Annotated in this window: 20 protein-coding genes; 6 read left to right on the top strand and 14 right to left on the bottom strand. The window is 63.2% G+C overall.

Going from position 1 to position 19,384, the window contains the following annotated elements:
• Positions 1-574 (bottom strand): SDR family NAD(P)-dependent oxidoreductase (locus tag CQ12_RS22040; RefSeq protein WP_245310076.1); only part of this gene is annotated, 574 nt, incomplete at its 3' end.
• Between the two features lie 110 nt (positions 575-684).
• On the opposite strand from CQ12_RS22040, the gene CQ12_RS22045 reads away from it, so the two are divergent.
• Positions 685-1,464: an SDR family NAD(P)-dependent oxidoreductase gene (locus CQ12_RS22045; RefSeq protein ID WP_057837408.1), complete on the top strand. Its 780-nt coding sequence runs from the start codon at positions 685-687 to the stop codon at positions 1,462-1,464.
• 97 nt (positions 1,465-1,561) lie between these two features.
• On the top strand, positions 1,562-2,449 hold the full coding sequence (locus CQ12_RS22050; RefSeq protein ID WP_057837409.1) for a TauD/TfdA dioxygenase family protein: 888 nt from the start codon (positions 1,562-1,564) through the stop codon (positions 2,447-2,449).
• A gap of 111 nt (positions 2,450-2,560) precedes the next feature.
• Here the strand turns inward: CQ12_RS22050 and CQ12_RS22055 are convergent, their stop codons facing one another.
• Positions 2,561-3,211 (bottom strand): YqgE/AlgH family protein, encoded by a 651-nt coding sequence (locus CQ12_RS22055; RefSeq protein WP_057837410.1) that lies wholly within the window; start codon positions 3,209-3,211, stop codon positions 2,561-2,563.
• Between the two features lie 137 nt (positions 3,212-3,348).
• Here CQ12_RS22055 and CQ12_RS22060 point away from each other — a divergent pair, with 137 nt between their 5' ends.
• The 3 genes from CQ12_RS22060 to CQ12_RS22070 all read left to right on the top strand — a co-directional run bounded on the left by CQ12_RS22060 (position 3,349) and on the right by CQ12_RS22070 (position 6,831).
• Complete coding sequence (locus CQ12_RS22060; protein WP_057837411.1) at positions 3,349-4,185, top strand: protein-disulfide reductase DsbD domain-containing protein; 837 nt, start codon at positions 3,349-3,351, stop codon at positions 4,183-4,185.
• 224 nt (positions 4,186-4,409) lie between these two features.
• Positions 4,410-5,774, top strand: a complete 1,365-nt coding sequence (locus CQ12_RS22065) for a flippase (RefSeq protein ID WP_157088393.1) — start codon at positions 4,410-4,412, stop codon at positions 5,772-5,774.
• 226 nt (positions 5,775-6,000) lie between these two features.
• The gene (locus CQ12_RS22070) at positions 6,001-6,831 is read left to right on the top strand and encodes a sulfite exporter TauE/SafE family protein (protein WP_057837413.1); all 831 of its coding nucleotides are present in this window, start codon (positions 6,001-6,003) and stop codon (positions 6,829-6,831) included.
• 25 nt (positions 6,832-6,856) lie between these two features.
• Here the strand turns inward: CQ12_RS22070 and CQ12_RS22075 are convergent, their stop codons facing one another.
• The 12 genes from CQ12_RS22075 to cysG form a co-directional block, all read right to left on the bottom strand.
• Entirely contained in the window at positions 6,857-7,645 is a 789-nt protein-coding gene (locus CQ12_RS22075) for a 3-hydroxybutyrate dehydrogenase (RefSeq protein WP_057837414.1), read from the bottom strand.
• Between the two features lie 5 nt (positions 7,646-7,650).
• The gene (locus CQ12_RS22080) at positions 7,651-8,826 is read right to left on the bottom strand and encodes a DUF3734 domain-containing protein (protein ID WP_057837415.1); all 1,176 of its coding nucleotides are present in this window, start codon (positions 8,824-8,826) and stop codon (positions 7,651-7,653) included.
• Between the two features lie 104 nt (positions 8,827-8,930).
• Positions 8,931-9,467 (bottom strand): CAP domain-containing protein, encoded by a 537-nt coding sequence (locus CQ12_RS22085; RefSeq protein ID WP_057837416.1) that lies wholly within the window; start codon positions 9,465-9,467, stop codon positions 8,931-8,933.
• 169 nt (positions 9,468-9,636) lie between these two features.
• Positions 9,637-10,686, bottom strand: coding sequence for a sulfate/molybdate ABC transporter ATP-binding protein (locus CQ12_RS22090; protein WP_057837417.1), 1,050 nt, complete (start codon positions 10,684-10,686; stop codon positions 9,637-9,639).
• The gene (cysW, locus tag CQ12_RS22095) at positions 10,683-11,660 is read right to left on the bottom strand and encodes a sulfate ABC transporter permease subunit CysW (protein WP_083519422.1); all 978 of its coding nucleotides are present in this window, start codon (positions 11,658-11,660) and stop codon (positions 10,683-10,685) included. The genes CQ12_RS22090 and cysW overlap by 4 nt, the downstream gene beginning before the upstream one ends.
• Before the next feature lie 10 nt (positions 11,661-11,670).
• Positions 11,671-12,477, bottom strand: coding sequence for a sulfate ABC transporter permease subunit CysT (cysT, locus tag CQ12_RS22100; RefSeq protein WP_083519423.1), 807 nt, complete (start codon positions 12,475-12,477; stop codon positions 11,671-11,673).
• 69 nt (positions 12,478-12,546) lie between these two features.
• Entirely contained in the window at positions 12,547-13,536 is a 990-nt protein-coding gene (locus CQ12_RS22105; RefSeq protein WP_057837432.1) for a sulfate ABC transporter substrate-binding protein, read from the bottom strand.
• Positions 13,537-13,674: 138 nt separating this feature from the next.
• On the bottom strand, positions 13,675-14,397 hold the full coding sequence (locus CQ12_RS22110) for a phosphoadenylyl-sulfate reductase (RefSeq protein WP_057837433.1): 723 nt from the start codon (positions 14,395-14,397) through the stop codon (positions 13,675-13,677).
• A 5-nt stretch (positions 14,398-14,402) separates the two neighbouring features.
• Positions 14,403-14,918, bottom strand: coding sequence for a DUF934 domain-containing protein (locus tag CQ12_RS22115; RefSeq protein WP_057837419.1), 516 nt, complete (start codon positions 14,916-14,918; stop codon positions 14,403-14,405).
• Complete coding sequence (locus tag CQ12_RS22120) at positions 14,905-16,560, bottom strand: nitrite/sulfite reductase (RefSeq protein WP_057837420.1); 1,656 nt, start codon at positions 16,558-16,560, stop codon at positions 14,905-14,907. The genes CQ12_RS22115 and CQ12_RS22120 overlap by 14 nt, the downstream gene beginning before the upstream one ends.
• A 12-nt stretch (positions 16,561-16,572) precedes the next feature.
• Positions 16,573-16,887 carry a DUF2849 domain-containing protein gene (locus tag CQ12_RS22125; protein ID WP_057837421.1) on the bottom strand — a complete coding sequence of 105 codons (315 nt, stop codon included), beginning with the start codon at positions 16,885-16,887 and terminating at the stop codon, positions 16,573-16,575.
• Complete coding sequence (gene cysG / locus CQ12_RS22130) at positions 16,884-18,320, bottom strand: siroheme synthase CysG (RefSeq protein ID WP_057837422.1); 1,437 nt, start codon at positions 18,318-18,320, stop codon at positions 16,884-16,886. Before cysG ends, CQ12_RS22125 begins: the two co-directional genes overlap by 4 nt.
• A 255-nt stretch (positions 18,321-18,575) precedes the next feature.
• Here cysG and cysD point away from each other — a divergent pair, with 255 nt between their 5' ends.
• A complete protein-coding gene (gene cysD, locus CQ12_RS22135) occupies positions 18,576-19,370 on the top strand; it encodes a sulfate adenylyltransferase subunit CysD (protein WP_057837423.1) in 795 nt (264 codons plus the stop codon).
• The last annotated feature ends 14 nt before the right edge of the window (positions 19,371-19,384 follow it).

The following is a 19,384-nucleotide window of genomic DNA, read 5'->3' on the forward strand; positions in this document are numbered from 1 at the left end:
TCGTCGCCTTGGTCATCTTGGTATCGACCAGTCCCGGCGCGATGCCGTTGACGCGGATGCCGTTCTCGGCCCACGCCTCGCCGAGCGTGCGCGTCAGGCCCACCGCACCGGTCTTCGAGGCGTTATAGGCCGGATTGCCCATGGTGGAGTGATAGGCGGCGGTGGAGCTGACGATGATCAGCGATCCCTTGCGCGCGCTCAGCATCGTCTGAAATTTGGTCGCACACGCCATCAGGCTCATCAGATTGACTTCCAGCACCTTGCGAAAGCCGTCCATCTCGAATTCGCCGCGGCGATAGATCACCGCACCTTGCGCAAGCACCAGTACATCGAGTTGCGCGAAAGGCGGCTGGAAGGCTTCAACGGCCCGCGCGTCGCTGACGTCGAGCCGGAGATAATCGAGCCCTTCGAGATGCGAACCTTCGTCGGGCGAATAATCGGCAGCGCTGGCGCGAGTGCCGCAGACGGCGACATGCGCGCCCTTGGCGCGAAAAGCCTGTGCGATGCCGTTGCCGATGCCGCTGGAGCCGCCGACCACCAGCACCTGCTTGCCGCTGAAATCGAGTTCGTTCATCCCCGCGCTCCTTTTCTTGCTTGTGCTTTTGGCTTGGTTTGACCTGTCTGCGGATCGGTGCCAGCCTTGTCAATCCTGCAACGCGCCTCGCGCTCTGTCCGGATTGTATCATGTCAGATTTCAAACAGCTCAGCCGCTCGGTCAAAGGCCTGACCGTTCTCGTCACCGGCGCCGCCAGCGGCATGGGCCGCGCCACCGCGCTGGTGTTCGCGGCCGAGGGCGCCAATGTCGCCGTCACCGATATCAATGCCGAGGCGACGCAGGCCGTCGCCGGCGAGATCGCGGCAACGGGCGGTGTGGCGAAAGCATGGGCGCTCGACGTCGCCAATCCCGGCGAGATCACCGAGGTGGTCAACGACGTCGCCGCCCATTTCGGTTCGCTCGATATCGTCATCAACAATGCCGGCATCTCCGTGCGCCTGGCGATTGATGACGACGGTTATGAGGCCGCCTGGGAGAAGGCGCTCGCCGTGATGCTGACCGCGCATCCCCGCATCATCCGCGCCGCGCTGCCGCATCTGCGCCGGTCGAAATGTCCGCGCATCGTCAACATCGCCTCGACCGAGGCACTCGGCGCCACCGCGCTGCACAGCCCTTACTCCGCCGCGAAAGGCGGCGTCACCAGCCTCACCCGCTCGCTCGCCGTCGAGCTCGGCCGCGAGGGGATCACCGTGAACTGCATCTGCCCGGGCCCGATCCGCACCGCCATCACCGAGCGGATTTCCGAGGAGCACAAGACGATCTACGCCAAGCGCCGCACCGCACTCGGCCGCTACGGCGAGCCCGAGGAAGTGGCGCACATGACGCTGAGCCTGTGCCTGCCGGCGGCCTCGTTCCTGACCGGCGCGGTGATCCCGGTCGACGGCGGACTGATGGCGCGAAACGCGTAGCGGGCATGCACCCGCAGCGTTGACTTGGACATTTCGGGGAGTAATTTTTCTTACAACAGAGCGGGACAAACCGCCCGCCGCTTTCAGGAGAGACGCCATGACGGTCACGATCCGGCAGCTTCATCCGCATTTTTTCGGCGAGGTTTCGGGCGTTGATTTGCGTAACCCCCTGACACCGCAGGAAGCGGCAGACATCGAAGCCGGCATGGACAAATATGCCGTGCTGCTGTTCCGCAACCAGGACATCACGGACGAACAGCAACTGGCCTTCGCACTGAATTTCGGCCAGCGCGAGAAAGCGCGCGGCGGCACTATCGTGAAGAAGGACGAATACCGCCTCTCCTCCGGGCTGAATGACGTTTCCAACCTCGGCAAGGACGGCAAGCCGCTGGCGCGCGACAGCCGCGCCCATCTGTTCAACCTCGGCAACTGCCTGTGGCATTCCGACAGTTCGTTCCGCCCGATCCCGGCTAAATTTTCGCTGCTGTCGGCGCGGGTCGTGAACCCGAAGGGCGGCAACACCGAATTCGCCGACATGCGTGCGGCCTATGACGCGCTCGACGACGAGACCAAGGCCGAGATCGAGGACATGATCTGCGAACATTCGCTGATGTATTCGCGCGGCTCGCTCGGCTTCCTCGATTATTCGGACGAAGAAAAAGCGATGTTCAAGCCGGTGCTGCAGCGGCTGGTGCGGACGCATCCGGTGCACCGCCGCAAGTCGCTGTATCTGTCATCGCATGCGGGCGCGATACTGGGCATGAGCATGCCCGAGGCGCGGCTGCTGCTGCGCGACCTGAACGAGCACGCCACGCAGCCGGAATTCGTCTATGTCCATAAATGGACCGTGCATGACCTCGTGATGTGGGACAACCGCCAGACCATGCACCGCGTACGCCGCTACGACCAGTCGCAGCCGCGCGACATGCGCCGCGCCACGGTCGCCGGCACCGAGCCGACGGTGCAGCAACAGGCGGCGGAGTAAGTTTATCGACGCGCACAGATTGTCATGCGCGGGCTTGACCCGCGCATCCATCACCTTAGCAGAAGCATCTTCTTTGGATGGATTGCCGGGTCAAGCCCGGCAATGACGAACTCAGGCGTGTCCGGCTTCGTTCGACAGCATGCCGGGATCGATGCCGATCTTGCGCAGGGCGCGCTGGTACTTTTCCTCGACATCTTCGCCGAAGATCAGATCCGGATCGGCATCGCAGTGCAGCCAGCCATTGTGCTGGATTTCGTTCTCGAGCTGCCCCGGCGCCCAGCCGGCATAGCCCAGCGCCAGGATGGCGTGCTTCGGCCCGGTGCCCTTGGCGATCGCCTTGAGGATGTCCACCGTCGCGGTCAGGCAGATGCCGTCGTCGATGTTCAGCGTTGCGTCCTTGATGAAGAAATCGCTCGAATGCAGCACGAAGCCGCGGCCGGTATCGACCGGGCCGCCCTTCAGCACCTGCATGGTCTCGGCATTTTCCGGCAGCTTGATCTGGTCGGCCCTTTCGATGATGTCGAGCTGGACCAAAAGGCCGGGAAAGTCGATGCTGCCGGCCGGACGGTTGACGATGATTCCCATCGCCCCTTCCGAGGAATGCGCGCACATGTAGATGACGGATCGCTCGAAGCGCGGGTCGCCCATGACCGGCATGGCAATCAGCAGCCGACCGTCCAGGTAACCGTCGCCGGGCGAATGATCGCCAAAGGCGGCGGCTTTGCGGCGGACAGACTTCGGTGTCTTGCCTTCAGGGCTCATCCGCAAAGGCCTTTCTCTTGGTGGCTCATATCCTGATATCGGGTACGGTTTCTGTCAATCAAGCTTCCGGCACGATCGGGCGGCCGATCACACGCAATTCAATGGTTTGCCTCGAAACTTGCCTGTAAAGACGTGCCATGAGCGTCATGGTTCCCTTGCGCGCCGCACTCGGCGTTGCCGCGTTATATGTCGCGTGTGCGACGTCGGGGGTTCGCGCCGAGGACGCTTCGCCATGGCAACGCGACGCGCATTCCGCGGTGCGGTTGCTGGCGGGTTCGCGCAGCGGCACGGTGCTGCTCGGCGGCGTCGCCATCCAGCTACAGCCGGGATGGAAGACCTATTGGCGGACACCCGGCGATTCCGGCGTACCGCCCCGGTTTGACTTCTCCAAATCCGACAATGTCGAAGCTGTGACCGTGCTGTGGCCGGCGCCGATGAAATTTGACGACGGCGCGGGCGGCACCGCGCTGGGATACAAGCAGCAGGTCGTGCTGCCGCTACGGATCGTCGCCAAGAATGCCGACAAGCCGGTGACCCTGCGGGCGCACATCAGCTACGCGGTCTGCGACAAGATCTGCATTCCCGTCGACGCCCAGGCCGAACTCGCATTTTCCAGCGTGGCAAGCACCGAGGACGGCAACCTGTCCGATGCGCTCAATACCGTGCCGAAGCCCGCCAATATCGGCGACTCCAATCCGCTGACGATCCGCGACGTCAAGCGCGAGGGAAAGAACAACGTGCTGGTCGACGTAACGGCGCCCGAGGCCAAGGAGGTCAGCCTGTTTGTCGAGGGGCCGACACCTGACTGGGCGCTGCCGGTTCCAAAGCTCGTCGACAACAGTCCGCCCGGCGTCAAACGCTTTGCCTTCGAACTCGACGGCCTGCCGCCCGGCGCCACCCCGGAAGGCGCCGCGCTGAAGCTGACGCTCGTCGGCGGCGACCGGGCCTACGAGTTCAATGTCAGCTTGAATTAGCTCGTCGTCCCTGCGAAAGCAGGGACCCATACGCCGCGGCCGTCGTTGATAGGCGACCTAGCAGACATCTTTTCCAACAATATCGCCCTGTGGTTATGGGTCCCTGCGTTCGCAGGGACGACCCCAGTGGCCGGGCATCCAACCGAATCTTAACGAATGGTTGATACATCCGGCCATCGCCGCCGCCTCGCGGCGCGTTTCGGGGATGCACCCTTGTGGCCGTGATGGATACGCAATCCGCAACCGCTTCGCCTGCCGGCCTGATCGCACGGCTGCGCGCGCTGCTCGGCGGCTCCCATGAGACCTCCGTCACCAAGCGGCTCGCCGGCACCATCTTCCTCATCCGCGTGCTCAGCGCCGCGCTCGCCTATTTCTCGCAGATCCTGCTGGCGCGCTGGATGGGCGGCTCGGATTACGGCGTCTATGTCTATGTCTGGACCTGGGTGCTGCTGCTCGGCAGCATGATGGATTTCGGTATCTCAGCGTCAGCCCAGAAGATCATTCCGGAATATCGTACCCGCGGCGAGCATGCGCTGCTGCGCGGCTTCCTCTCCGGCAGCCGCTGGATGACGTTCATCGTTTCCTCGATCGTCTCGCTGCTGCTGGCGGGGGTCGTGAAGGGATTGTCGCCGTGGATCGACGCCAACGCGATCGTTCCGCTCTATGTCGGTTGCCTGACACTGCCGGCCTTTGTCGTCGCCAATACCCAGGACGGCATCGCCCGTTCGCATGACTGGATGCAGCTCGGCCTGATGCCGCAATTCATCGTGCGGCAGTCGCTGATCATAGGCCTCACCGCCGGCGCCGTCGTGCTCGGCTTCAATCTCGGCGCCACCGCCGCGATGCTGGCGAGTACCGCGGCGGTATGGATCGCGATGATCGGCCAGATGATCGTGCTGAACCGCAAGCTCGGCAACCATGTCGAGCCCGGCACCAGGGCCTATGATTTCCGCGGCTGGCTCGCCATCTCGCTGCCGATCCTGATGGTCGAGAGCTTTTACCTGCTGCTGTCCTACACCGACGTGCTGGTGCTGCAGCAATTCCGCTCCTCGGAGGAGGTCGGCGTCTATTTCGCGGTGATAAAGACGCTGGCACTGGTCTCCTTCATTCACTATGCGATGGCGGCAACGACCGCGCATCGCTTTGCCGAGTATCACGCGCAGGGCGACAAGGCGCGGCTGTCGGCCTATGTGGCGCACGCGATCCAGTGGACATTCTGGCCGTCGCTCGCTGCCACCATCGCGCTGTTGGCATTCGGCAAGCCGCTATTGTGGCTGTTCGGCCCGCAATTCGTGGTCGGCTACGACATCATGTTCATTGCCGCCGTCGGACTTCTGGTGCGCGCGGCGATCGGCCCGGTCGAGCGGCTGCTCAACATGCTCGGCCACCAGCATATCTGCGCGCTGGCCTATGCGCTGGCCTTCGTCATGAACGTCGTGCTGTGCGTGTTGCTGGTGCCGCGTTTTGGCGGCCACGGCGCGGCGGCCGCCACCTCGATCTCGCTGGCGTTCGAGACCGTGCTGTTGTTCTGGATCGTGCGCCGGCGACTCGGCCTGCACGTATTGGCGTTCGGGAAACGTAGATCCTAAAACCCGCTGCAGCGGTTGGAGCCGATCTCCGGTCCGTATCGTAACCGCACCAACGACGTGACAGGACGGCGGTATCGCCCTGCGGCAGCAATTTGGGGAAAATAACCACCGGATTCCGATGCGCGCATGAAATATTCTTATTTCGCCCCGTCCGCTGCCATCGATAGGACGTTTATCTCCCGCGTTGATATATGTTCGCACATGCGAACGGAACTTGCGCCCAGAAATGATTGACCCACTCTACGTTGCCTCGGGTTTCGGCGTCGGCCTCCTCGTCGGGATGACGGGCGTCGGCGGTGGCTCGCTGATGACGCCGTTGCTGATCCTGCTGTTCGGCGTCCATCCGTCGACCGCCGTCGGCACCGACCTGCTATACGCCGCAGCGACCAAGACCGGCGGCAGCCTGGTGCATGGACTTGCCCGCAGCGTTCACTGGCCGGCGGTGACCCGCCTCGCCAGCGGCAGCATCCCGGCAAGCATGGTCACATTGCTGGTCCTGTGGCAGCTCGACCTCAACGCGGAATCTGCGCGCAGTCTGGTCAATCTGGTGCTGTGCTTTGCGCTCTTCCTCACCGCGACATCGCTGATCTTCCGCAGGGCGATCATGGATCGATACCGCCGGCGCATGGAGTTGCTCGACGATGTAACGACCGCCCGCGCGACCGTGGTGGTCGGCGTTGCGCTCGGCGTGCTGGTGTCGATTTCGTCCGTCGGCGCCGGCGCAGTCGGTGTCACCGCGCTCCTGTTGCTCTATCCGCGCCTGCCGATGGTGAACATCGTCGGCTCCGACATCGCGCACGCCGTACCCCTGACGCTGGTCGCCGGCATCGGCCACTGGGCGCTGGGCTCGGTCGATTGGGCGTTGATGGGCGTGCTACTGATAGGCTCGCTGCCCGGCATCGTAATCGGCAGCTACTGTGCGGTCCGCGTGCCGGAGACGGTGCTGCGGCTGGTGCTGGCCTCGGTTCTGGTTCTGGTCGCCTGCAAGCTTGGCTTCAACGAGCTGCATTTTTCGCGGGAGAGTATTGCAGCCGTGACCGGGAGCACCGCGCATTAGGCGTACTCCCGGGCAGTTGCATTCCCTACTCCGCGGTCCAGCCGCCGTCGATCGACAAATTGGCGCCGGTGATCTGGGCGGCATCGTCGCCGCACAGGAACAGCGCCAGGGCTGCGACCTGTTCTGATGTCACGAATTCCTTGGTCGGCTGCGCGTCAAGGAGCACGTCCTTGATGACCTGCTCCTTGGTCATGTTGCGCGCTTTCATGGTTTCGGGGATCTGGTGCTCGACAAGCGGTGTCCAGACATAACCCGGGCTGATGCAGTTGCAGGTGATCTTGAAGGTCGCAAGCTCCAGCGCCACCGTTTTTGTCAGCCCGGCGATGCCGTGTTTGGCCGAGACATAGGCCGACTTGAACGGCGAAGCCACCAGCGAATGCGCCGATGCCGTGTTGATGATGCGGCCCCAGCCGCGCTTCTTCATGCCAGGCACAGCGGCGCGAATGGCATGAAATGCCGATGACAGATTGATCGCAATGATCGCGTCCCATTTCTCGATCGGAAATTCCTCGATCGGCGACACGAACTGGATACCGGCATTGTTGACGAGAACATCGACCGAGCCGAAAGTCTTCTCGCCTAGTGCGATCATTTCGGCGATCTCGGCCGGCTTGGTCATGTCGGCGGGCGAATGCACGGCGCGGACCTTGAAGTCGGTCTCGATACCGGAGCGCTCCCGCTCGATATCGGCCGGCACGCCCATGCCGTTGAGCACGACATTGGCGCCGGCACCGGCGAAAGCACGCGCGTAAGCCAGTCCGATGCCGCTGGTCGAGCCGGTCACGACAGCGGTCTTGCCCTTTAATGTACCCATTGCATTCACTCCTGCTTGCTTCCGGGGGACCTGGGAACATCCCCCATCATATCGTATGCCATCATGGTCTGGCCGGATTGCGGACGCTCGAGCACATCCTTGTGACGCATCGACAGGTGAACGTCGCGAACGCCCGCGTCCCAGTGCTCGATCATGGCGACACGCGAAAAGTCATAATCCTTCGACGAGGATTCGTAGTTCTTGCTCTTGTAGATCAGGTGCACCACGGTGACGGTGTTTTCCCGGGCCGCGTTGCAGAGGACTGCCACCGCCGGATCGTTCTTGAGATCGTCGGGCAGCCTTCCAAGCAGCTCGCGCAGCGCCTTGCGCGCATTGTGCACCTGCTTGTTCTTGTCGGTGGCCATGCGGGTGCGGCTGGAATAGCGGATGTCCTTTTCGCGCTCGGCCGCTTCCAGAAGCGAAGTCGGCAAGTCGCCGCGTGCGCTGAACAGGTCGACCTGGAAGATCAGGAGATCGCGGTTGGTTTCCTCGCCCAGCACGTGATCGAGCGGCGTGTTGGACGCGATGCCGCCATCCCAATAATGCTCGCCCTCGATCTCGACGGAAGGAAATCCCGGCGGCAGCGCGCCGGAAGCCATGATGTGCTCCGGGCCGATCTTCTTGCCGAGCTTCCTGAATTCGAAATTGTCGAAATATCTGAGATTGCCTGAGGCGACGCCGACCGCGCCGATGCTGAGCCGCGTCTTCAGATCGTTGATGCGGTCGAAGTCGACCAGCCGCTCCAGCGTCTGCTTCAGTGGCGCGGTGTCGTAGTAGCTCTGCGATTGCTGGCTGCCCGGCGGCCACAACGGCGCCGGCGGAATGCGCGGCGTGAAGAAGCCGGGCACGCCGAACGTCGCAATCAGCGCCGCGCTGGTTTCGTTGAACAGCGAGCGCGCACGTTCGCCATTTGAGACCGGATTCCACGGCACCGGGGATGACACCATCTCCCAGAATTCCTTCAGCCGGTCGACACGCTTTTCGGGCCCGTTGCCGGCAATGATCGCGGCATTGATAGCGCCGATCGAAATGCCCGCAATCCATTCCGGCTCGAAGCCCGAACGGCACAGCGCCTGAAAGGCGCCGGCCTGATAGGAGCCGAGCGCGCCGCCGCCTTGCAGCACCAGCACCCGCTGCGCCTTGGCGGGCGTGGTTGCCGGCGCGGTATCGGAATGATCCATAATAACCGTCAGATGGCTGACAAAGACGCGGCACCGTGGCGGCAGTTCGCGACGGCGTCAATCAGGCGGGTTCCAAGCAAGGATCACGCCTGCTTTATCGCGCCTCAGGTCGAGGCGAGAATCAGCGTCCAGAACACCTTGTATTTGGTGTTGGGAGCATAGCTCGCCGCGATGCCCAATTTTGTGACACCGTTCTTGAGCATATTCGCCTTGTGCGGCGGAGAGTCGCGCCAGCCGGAGAACGCCTCCGCCAGGGTGTGATAGCCGGCCGAGACATTTTCGACCGCAAGCGTCGCCGGATAGCCGGAGGCCCCCAGCCGCTTCTCCAGCGGCCCCTTCACATTGTGGTCCATCTTGTTGCGGGCCGCCATTGCCTGCGACTGCTGCTCGGCGAGCTTGGTCAGCTCCGGATCGACCACCACGGCGCCAAGGCCGTTATTCTGGCGGTATTGCGAGATCATGACCGCCGCGGCGACCGGATCCAGCGTGGCGCCGGGTTGGGCCATATCGAGATACATGGCCGGCTGATCCGGGATTTTGACGTCTGCCGAGCAGCCGGCAAGCAGCAAAAGCCCGATAATGGCGGTGGTCGCCCGTTTCACGGAAAGGAATCCCCCAAGGTTGGACGGCCGTTGTTGCATACCAACCGTGGCTGAATGGTGAACGGGGGGCTTAATCTGACCCGTCATTCCAGGGCGCGAAGCGAACTATGGGGCGCCCCTTGCGCCCCTGAGAATCTCGAGATTCTCAGGTGCGCAAGGGCGCACCATGGTTCGAGCTGCGCATCGCCCCGGAATGACGACTTCGACATCAATCCTGCGCGGCGAAGATCCGGTAGCGGCGGGGCTGCAGGCCGATGATTTCGCCGGCCTGGAGTTCCCGGTCCCGGGGGGCGTCGATCTCGATGACGGTCTTGCCCTCGCCGCCCGTCAACGCCACCTCCGCCCGCTGGATCGGGCCGAAGGAGCGCACATGGCGCACCGCGCCCTCCAGCGAGCCGGTTCCGGCGGGGCCGATCTGCATGTCGTGGCGGCGGACGAACAGTTTTGAGGCGCCGGAGGCCGCGCCATCGGCGGCGATGTTGAGCGGCCGGTCGCCGAGCCGCACCGAGCCGCCGCTCACCTCCACCGGCAGCACGATGGATTCGCCGATGAAGCCATGGACAAAGGCGGTCGCCGGATTGTCATAGACCTCGCCGGGCGAGCCGATCTGCTCGATGCGGCCCTTGTCCATCACCACCACGCGGTTGGCGACTTCGAGCGCCTCTTCCTGATCGTGGGTGACGAAGATCGAGGTGACGTGGATCTCATTGTGCAGCGAGCGCAGCCATTGCCGCAGCTCCTTGCGGACCTTGGCATCGAGCGCGCCAAAGGGTTCGTCGAGCAGGAGAATGCGCGGCTCGATCGCGAGCGCACGCGCCAGCGCGATGCGCTGGCGCTGGCCGCCGGAGAGCTGGCTCGGATAGCGGTTGGCCAGCCAGTCGAGCTGCACGAGATCGAGCAATTCCTTGACGCGGGCGCGGATCGTGGCCTCGTCCTTGCGTACGGCGCGCGGCTGCACGCGCAGACCGAAGGCGACATTCTCGAACACCGTCATGTGGCGGAACAGCGCGTAGTGCTGAAACACGAAGCCGACATGGCGTTCACTCGCGCCGTGACCCAGCGCATCCTCGCCGTCGATCGTCACCTCGCCGGCATCCGGCCAGTCGAGGCCGGCAATGATGCGCAACAGCGTGGTCTTGCCCGAACCGGACGGGCCGAGCAGCGCCAGCAATTCGCCCTTGCCGACTTTCAGATCGACATTGTCGAGCGCGGCAAACGAGCCGAATCTCTTGACGATGTTCTTGACTTCAATGGTCACGGCTCGTCCCTCAGTTCGTCCCTTGGAGTTTGTCCTTCGTCCAGACGCTGCTCGAGCACGGTCTTCACGACCAGCGTGATCAGGGCCAGCATCGCCAGCAGCGAGGCAATCGCAAACGACGCCACGAATTGATATTCATTATAGAGGATCTCGACCAGCAGCGGCATGGTGTTGGTCTCGCCGCGGATATGGCCCGAGACCACCGACACCGCGCCGAATTCGCCCATCGCGCGCGCGTTGCACAGCAATACGCCATAGAGCAGGCCCCATTTAATATTGGGCAGAGTGACGCGGAAGAAGGTCTGCAGACCTGACGCACCCAGCGAGATCGCGGCCTCTTCCTCCTGCGTGCCCTGCTCCTGCATCAAGGGAATGAGCGAGCGCGCAACGAAGGGAAACGTCACGAAGATCGTCGCCAGCGCGATGCCGGGCACGGCAAACAGGATCTGGACGTTGTGCGCCTGCAGCCACGTTCCCCAATAGCCTTGCGCGCCGAACAGCAGCACGAAGACCAGGCCCGAAATGACCGGGCTGACCGAGAACGGCAAATCGATCAGCGTGATCAGGAAGGTCTTGCCGGGGAATTCGAACTTGGCGATCGCCCAGGCCGCGATCACGCCGAACACCAGATTGAGCCCCACTGAAATCGCCGCCACCAGCAGCGTCAGCCTGATCGCCGATAGCGCCTCCGGCTCAGCCAGCGCGGCGAAGTAGGCGGTGATGCCCTTGGAGAAGGCCGATGCGAATACCACCAGCAGCGGCAGCACGACGAAGATCGTGAGAAAGGAAATCGCCAGCGCAATGATGATGAAGCGGATCGGCCCGGGCTCGCTTCGCAGATCCTTCGAGGCGACAGCCGAGCGGGCGCGGGTGCTCGCGTCGCGTCCGGACGGCGGGGAAATGGCGAGATCTGCCGTGGAGCTATAGGCCTGCAACCGGGTCGCTGGCGTCACGAAGGTCGTTTGCGTCGACATCTCCAGGCCCTCAATGCGCGGGGGCGCGGGTTTGCGCCCAGCGTTGCAGGCGATTGACGGCGAAGATGATCACGAACGCAGCCAGCAGCATGACGACGGCAATCGCCGTCGCATCGGCATATCGGAATTCGGAAAGCCGGATCACGATCAGGAGCGGTGCGATCTCCGACACGTTCGGAAGATTGCCGGCGATGAAGATCACCGAGCCGTATTCACCGACCGCACGCGCGAACGCCAGCGCGAAGCCGGTCAGCAGCGCCGGAATTAGGCTCGGCATGATCACCCGAAACACCGTGTGCCATCGGTTGGCGCCAAGGCTCGCAGCCGCTTCCTCGATCTCGGGATCGAGATCGATCAGGACCGGCTGCACCGTCCGCACCACGAAGGGAATACCGATGAAGACCATCGCAATGAAAATACCGATCGGCGTGAACGCGACCTTGATGCCGAGTTCAGCCAACGGCGCACCGAGCCAGCCCTTCTGCGCAAACAATTGCGTCAGCGCGACGCCCGCCACCGCGGTCGGCAGCGCAAAGGGAATATCCACGATGGCATCGAACAGCCTCCGCCCGGGAAAGCGGTAGCGCACCAGCGCCCACACGATGATCGTCCCCATCACCAGATTGACGCAGGCCGCCGCAAAGGAAAGGCCGAACGAAATCTTCAGTGCGTTCAAAGTGCGGCGGCTGGTGAGGATTTCCCAGAACTGGACCAGCGAGAGGTCGAGCGTCTTGAGAAACAGGCCGGCGAGCGGAATGAGAATGATGACGGAAAGCCAGGTCAGGGTCAGTCCCATGGTGAGACCAAACCCGGGCAAGCTGCTTCGCCGCGCGACCGCTGTGCTCACAAATCCCCCTGCTTCCGCTCCGGCCGCCCGTTCGCCAGATCAGTTCTTGTAAATCTGGTCGAAAATGCCGCCTTCGCCGAAGTGTTCTTTCTGCGCCTTGGTCCAACCACCAAAAACGTCGTCGATAGTGAAAAGTTCGACCTTGGCGAAGGATTTTTCATATTCCTTCGCAATTTCCGAATCGCGCGGACGATAGGAATTGCGTGCGGCAATTTCCTGACCTTCCTTGGTATACCAATACTTCAGATAGGCCTCGGCGACCGCCCGGGTGCCCTTCTTGTCGGCAACCTTGTCGACGACCGACACCGGCGGCTCGGCGAGGATCGACAAAGGCGGCGCCACGATCTCGAACTTGTCCTTGCCGAACTCGCGCTGCGCCAGGAACGCCTCGTTCTCCCACGCCAGCAGCACGTCACCGACGCCGCGCTCGACGAAGGTCACCGTCGAGCCGCGCGCGCCGGTATCGAGCACGGGCACGTTCTTGAAGAGATCACCGACGAACTTCTTTGCCTTGTCGGCCGATCCGAATTTCTTTTCAGCAAAGCCCCATGCTGCCAGGTAATTCCAGCGCGCGCCGCCCGATGTCTTCGGGTTCGGCGTGATCACCTGCACGCCGGGCTTGATCAGATCGTCCCAGTCCTTGATGGCCTTGGGGTTACCCTTGCGGACCAGAAAAACGATCGTCGAAGTATAGGGCGAGGAATTGAGCGTCAGACGCTTCTGCCATTCCGGCGCCACCAGGCCCTTGGCGGCGATGGCGTCGATGTCATAGGCCAGCGCCAGCGTCACGACATCCGCCTGCAATCCGTCGATCACCGAACGCGCCTGTGAGCCCGAGCCGCCATGCGACTGCTTGATCTCGACGCTCTTGCCGGTTTCCTTTTGATAGGCCGCGACGAACGCCTTGTTGAAATCGGCATAGAGCTCACGCGTCGGATCATAGGATACGTTGAGCAGCGTAACATCGGCAGCGAAGGCCGAACTCGCCCAGAGCAATCCGACAACCAGCGGCAGAATGCGACGGATCATCATTGATCTCCATTCGGCTCGATGAAACATATCATCAAAGCGGAAGCGCATAAGTCGCGACGAAAGGTCGCTTAGTCAATGAAACCGCGTTTCATAGTTTTTGGTTCCGCAGCTTCATTGTCCTATCATAACCGGGCTTTACGAAGTTTTCGTCGTGTGGATACCGCATTCCGTCTTGGCTCTGCCGCGCCAGCGGCCGGCACGCGCGTCCTCATCCGCCGCAGCCCGGCTCGAGCACGGCATGCAGCCGACCGAGAGGTAACCCGAGGCGACCAGCGGATGCGGCGGCAATTTTGCAAGCTTGTAGATCGCCTCGAGCTCTTCGCGCGACACGTTGGCGAACGGATTGAATTTCAGCCGCGCGCCGTCTTCCTCGACGACGGGAATCTCGGCACGCGCACCGCCCTGAAAACGCTTGCGCCCGTTGATCCAGGCCGAGAACGGCTTGAGCGCCCGCGCCAGCGGCTCGACTTTGCGGATTCGGCAGCAGGCGTCGGGATCGGTGAACCACAATTCGCGATCGGGATCCTGGCGCGAAAGCGCTTCTTCCAGCGGCTTGATCGAGCGGACATCGCGAAGGCCGAGCGCAGCAATCAACGTGTCGCGATAGGCGAGCGTCTCCTCGAACAGCCAGCCGGTATCGAGGAAGATCACGGGTATAGCGGGATCGACGTCTGCCATCACCTTGAGCAGCGCCGCCGATTCCGTGCCGAACGACGACACCAGCGCGAGTTGCTCGCGGCCGACGGTCTTCAGCGCGGCTTCGATGACCTGCGCCGGCGAAGCATCGCGCAAGGCTTGGTCGAGCGTCTGCGCCGAATGAAGGATCGTCGTTTCCGCGGCGAGCGCGTGCGGTGAGATCGTGGTCACTGTCCCGCACTCTCCGAATGACGCAACTGCATCCGCCGGTTCAGCGCGGTAATGCGGCCGTCGCCGGTCGGCTGATAAAACACCGAATAGCGCTTCATGGTTTCGGCGAAAGCTTCGGCGTCAGCGTCCTTCTTCACCTCGAAAGCATCGAAGCCGGCCCGCGACATGAACACGAACTGGTCGCGCAGGATCTGACCGGTGGCGCGCAGCTCGCCGTCATAGCCGTGGCGTTCGCGCAAGAGGCGCGCCTGGCTGTAGGCGCGGCCATCGCGGAAGGTCGGGAATACCAGCGCCACGGCAGCCAGCCGATCGAGATGGGGCACGAGATCGTCGACGGCGCGGCTGTTCGGCCAGATCACGCCGGTCTTGCCGGCGCGCTTCAGAACGGCTTCCGGATCCTCCAGAAACCGCGCCGCTGAAATCAGGATCGCTCCGTCGCCCGGCAATTCGGCGCCGTCGGCAACATGGACGAACAGATCGGTGGTGATTCTTCCCTGCTTAACGAGTGGCATAGACCCGCTCCTTGAATGGCTCGACGCCCAGGCGCTTCACCGTATCGACGAACAGTTCCTCGGGACGGTCGCGCAGCGCCAGATAGGCTTCGACGATGTCTTCGATCACGTCGGCAACTTCCGCATAGGGAACGGCCGGGCCGATCAAGACGCCCATCTGCGCGTTCTCGTCGGCGCGGCCGCCGATCGTGATCTGGTAAAATTCCTCGCCGTTCTTCTCGACGCCGAGAATGCCGATATGGCCGACATGGTGGTGGCCGCACGCATTGATGCAGCCGGAAATGTTGATGTGCAGCCGGCCGATCATGTCGGCGGTATCGTGGTTGGCGAAACGCCGCGTCAGTTCCTGCGCGATCGGGATCGAGCGCGCATTGGCCAGCGAGCAGTAATCCAGCCCGGGGCAGGCGATGATGTCGGTGACGAGATTGACGTTCGGCGTGGCGAGCCCGAGGCGATCGAGCGCCCTCCAAAGCTGCGGCAGGTCGCGCTTGGCGACGTGCGGGAGCGCCAAATTCTGCTCGTGGCCGACGCGGATTTCGCCGAATGAATACTTGTCGGCGAGATCGGCGACCGCGTCCATCTGGTCGGCGGTGGCGTCGCCGGGCGGGCCGCCCACCGGCTTCAGCGACAGCGTCACGATCGAATAGCCCTGCACCTTGTGCGGGGCCACCGAGTTCTTGCGCCAGCGCTCGAACAGCGGATCAGCCGCGGCCTGCTTCAGCTCGTCCGGCATGTGCGGCAGCTTTTCATAGGCCGGATAGGAGAAGCGCGAGCGCACCTCCTCGATCGCGGAATGGTCGAGCGTCAGCCCGACATCGCCCATCAGCTTCCATTCCTCGTCGACTTCCTTGGCAAACTTCTCGATGCCGAGTTCGTGGACGAGGATCTTGATGCGGGCCTTGTAGATGTTGTCGCGGCGGCCATACTGGTTGTAGACGCGCAGGATCGCCTCGACATAGCTCAGGATGTCGCGACCGTGCACGAACGCCTTGATGGTCTTGGCGATGAACGGCGTGCGGCCGAGGCCGCCGCCGACCAGCACCTCAAAACCGGTTTCGCCGTCGGCGTTCTTGTGCAGGCGCAGGCCGATGTCGTGGATCTTGATCGCGGCGCGGTCGTGTTCCGATGCGGTGATCGCGATCTTGAACTTGCGCGGCAGGAACGAGAACTCCGGATGCAGCGTGGTGTGCTGGCGCAGGATCTCCGACCAGATGCGCGGATCCTCGACCTCGCCGGGCGCGACGCCGGCCCACTGATCCGAGGTGACGTTGCGCATGTTGTTGCCGGAAGTCTGCATCGCGTGGATGCCGACGTCGGCGAGCTCGGCCAGTGCATCCGGCAACTCGGCAAGCTTGATCCAGTTGAACTGGATGTTCTGCCGCGTGGTGAAATGGCCGTAGCCGCGGTCGTAGCGGCGGGCGACATGCGCGAACCGGCGCATCTGCTTCGACGACAGCGTGCCATAGGGGATCGCGACGCGGAACATGTAGGCGTGCAATTGCAGATACACGCCATTCTGCAGCCGCAGGATCTTGAATTCGTCCTCGGTCAGTTCGCCGGAGAGGCGGCGCTTCACCTGATCGCGGAATTCCGAAACGCGCTCGTTGATGAGCGTGCGATCGAGTTCGTCATATGCGTACATGATGGATCAGCCTCAGGCCGGAAGAAGGTCGATGGTGAGACCCTTCGACCGGATGTGTTCACGGAGGTTGCCGGGCTTGACCACCCCGCCCTCTTTGACTTCGACCGGCGCGATATAGGCGCCGACCGCGCCGACGTCATCGGCGACGCCTTCGGCAAGCAACGCGCGCGCGTCGTCCGAGGTGCCGACGATCGCGGCATCGGCCAGCGCCGTCGACCAGCCTCTATCTGCGGTCCGGTAGACCACGGCGCCATCCCAGGTGCGGTTGGCGGTCACCACCGACGGCCCCGTGATTCTGATTTTCTTCTGTTCGAGCGGAGAGGTCATTCGGCAGCTTCCAGCAGTTTGGAGATGACTTGATTGAGGTTCGACTGACGCCACGGCGCGGAATGCGCGACGACATCGCCGATGATGAGGATGGCGGGACCGCCATCGATTTTTTCGACCAGCGCCGGAAGATTCTCCAGCGTCCCGACCACGGCCTGGGCATCCGGCCGCGTCACCCGCGCGAACACGCCGACCGGGGTTTGCGGCAGCCGGCCGGCAGCAAGCAGGCCGGCGCGAACCGAGGGCGCCGCGGTCATGCCCATATAGACCACGATGGTCATCTTCTTGTCTGTCAGCACCGACCAGTCGACGGTCTCCGCATCCTTGGCCTTGTGCGCGGTCAGGAAGGTGATGCGCAGCGCTTCGTGGCGATAGGTGAGCGGCGCCTCGAATTGCGCGGCGGCGCCGAGGCCTGCGGTAATGCCCGGCACCACCGAATAGGCGACGCCGGCCGCACGCAGCACTTCGATCTCCTCGCCGCCGCGGCCGAAGATAAAGGGATCGCCGCCCTTCAGCCGCACCGCGCGCTGTCCGGCCTTCGCAGCTTCAATCAGCAATTTGTTGATCGCATCTTGGCCGATGCCGGGCTTGCCGACGCGACGGCCGACCGGAATGCGCGCGGCATCGCGGCGGATGCGGTCGAGAACTTCCGGCGACACCAGTTCGTCATAGAAAACGACGTCGGCATCCTGCAGCGCCCGCAGCGCCTTGATGGTGAGCAGATCGGGATCGCCCGGACCCGCGCCGACCAGCGTCACCCTGCCCTCGGCCTTGCCATCCTGGTTCGCGCCGGCAAACGCGGAGGGATCGGCGATTTCGTTCAGCGCCTTTTCAGCCTCGGCCCGGCGGCCCGCGAGAACCAGCGCGCCGATCGGACCGTCGATCACGCGCTCCCAGAAGCGACGGCGCAGCGGAAATTCGGAAATGCGCGCATGCATCGATTTGCGGAAGCTGCCGATGAAGGCGGCGAGATCGCCGATGCGCGCCGGCAGCACCGCTTCAATGCGCTCGCGCACGCGGCGCGCAACCACCGGCGACGCACCACCGGTGCCGACGGCGACAACGACGTCGCCGCGATCGACGATCGCCGGAAAGATGAAAGTGGAATGCGCGAGGTCGTCCATCACGTTGACGGGCAGCCCGACCGCCTTAGCGCGCACCGACATCGCTACGCCAATGTCGCCGGCGCCGGCGCAGAGGATTGCAATGATGCCGGAGAGATCGGCCGCAAGCGGATCGCCGGAAGCCAGCTCTATCCGCGCCGCGTCATTTGGGTCGAGACCAGCCAGATCATGATTGCCGTCGGTCGCATACCAGCGGACCTGCGCGCCCGCCGAAATCAGCAGGCGCATTTTTGCGCGCACGAGGTCACCCGCCCCAACGAGCAACACCTTGCCGCTTTGCAGATCCAGGAACACAGGCAGATAGCGCATCAGACACTCGCTTTCCCCAATTGGGGGGTTGACTGAAATTATTTTCTATTTATGTCTCGATCAAGAGCCACAAAGAGAAAATTATTTCTTCTCTATTGCGGCGCAACTTTAGAATTTTTCCACTCCCAAGTCCAAGGCCCAGAGATGCATCTTCTCAACCCTGAAACCAGCGGGCACAGGTTGCAGTCCGCACCCCTGCACGAAGCATCTTCTGTGCCGAAAATTTTTCCCGGCTCGAGGCTGCCGCCCCCCTCGATGGACCATCTCGACGAGCTCGAGGCGCAGAGCATCTACATCCTCCGGGAGGCGTTCGCGCGGCTGAAGAAGCTCGCGCTGCTGTGGTCGCTCGGTAAAGACTCCAACGTCATGATCTGGCTGGCGCGCAAGGCCTTCTTCGGCCGCGTGCCGTTCCCGGCGCTGCATGTCGACACCGGCAAGAAGTTTCCGGAGATGTACGCGTTCCGCGACCGCTTCGGGAAGGAGTGGGACCTCGATCTCAAGGTAGAGCCTTGCCCGCCGATCGATGCCGTCGATCCGACCTTGCCGCCGGCCGCGCGATCGGCCGCCCGCAAGACCGAAGGGCTAAAGTGGGCGCTGAACAAATATGGTTTCGATGGCCTGATTGCCGGCATTCGTCGCGACGAGGAAGCCACCCGCGCCAAGGAGCGCGTGTTTTCGCCGCGCGGGCTCGAAGGCGGCTGGGACGTGCGCGACCAGCCCCCGGAGTTCTGGGACCAGTTCAATGCTTCGGTGCCGCAAGGCGCTCACTTGCGCGTCCACCCGATCCTGCATTGGACCGAGGCCGACATCTGGGCCTACACCAAGCGCGAGAACATTCCGATCATCCCGCTGTACCTCTCGAAGGAGGGCAAGCGCTACCGTTCGCTCGGTGACGCCGATATCACCTTCCCAGTCGCTTCCACCGCCTCCAGCATCGACGAGATCCTGACCGAACTCGACGGCACCAAGGTGCCGGAGCGCGCCGGCCGCGCGCTGGATCATGAAACCGAAGATGCTTTCGAGCGGCTCCGCGTCGCCGGCTATCTCTAACGGACACCTGGTGT

Source organism: Bradyrhizobium jicamae (assembly GCF_001440395.1).
In the GTDB taxonomy this organism is placed as follows: domain Bacteria; phylum Pseudomonadota; class Alphaproteobacteria; order Rhizobiales; family Xanthobacteraceae; genus Bradyrhizobium; species Bradyrhizobium jicamae.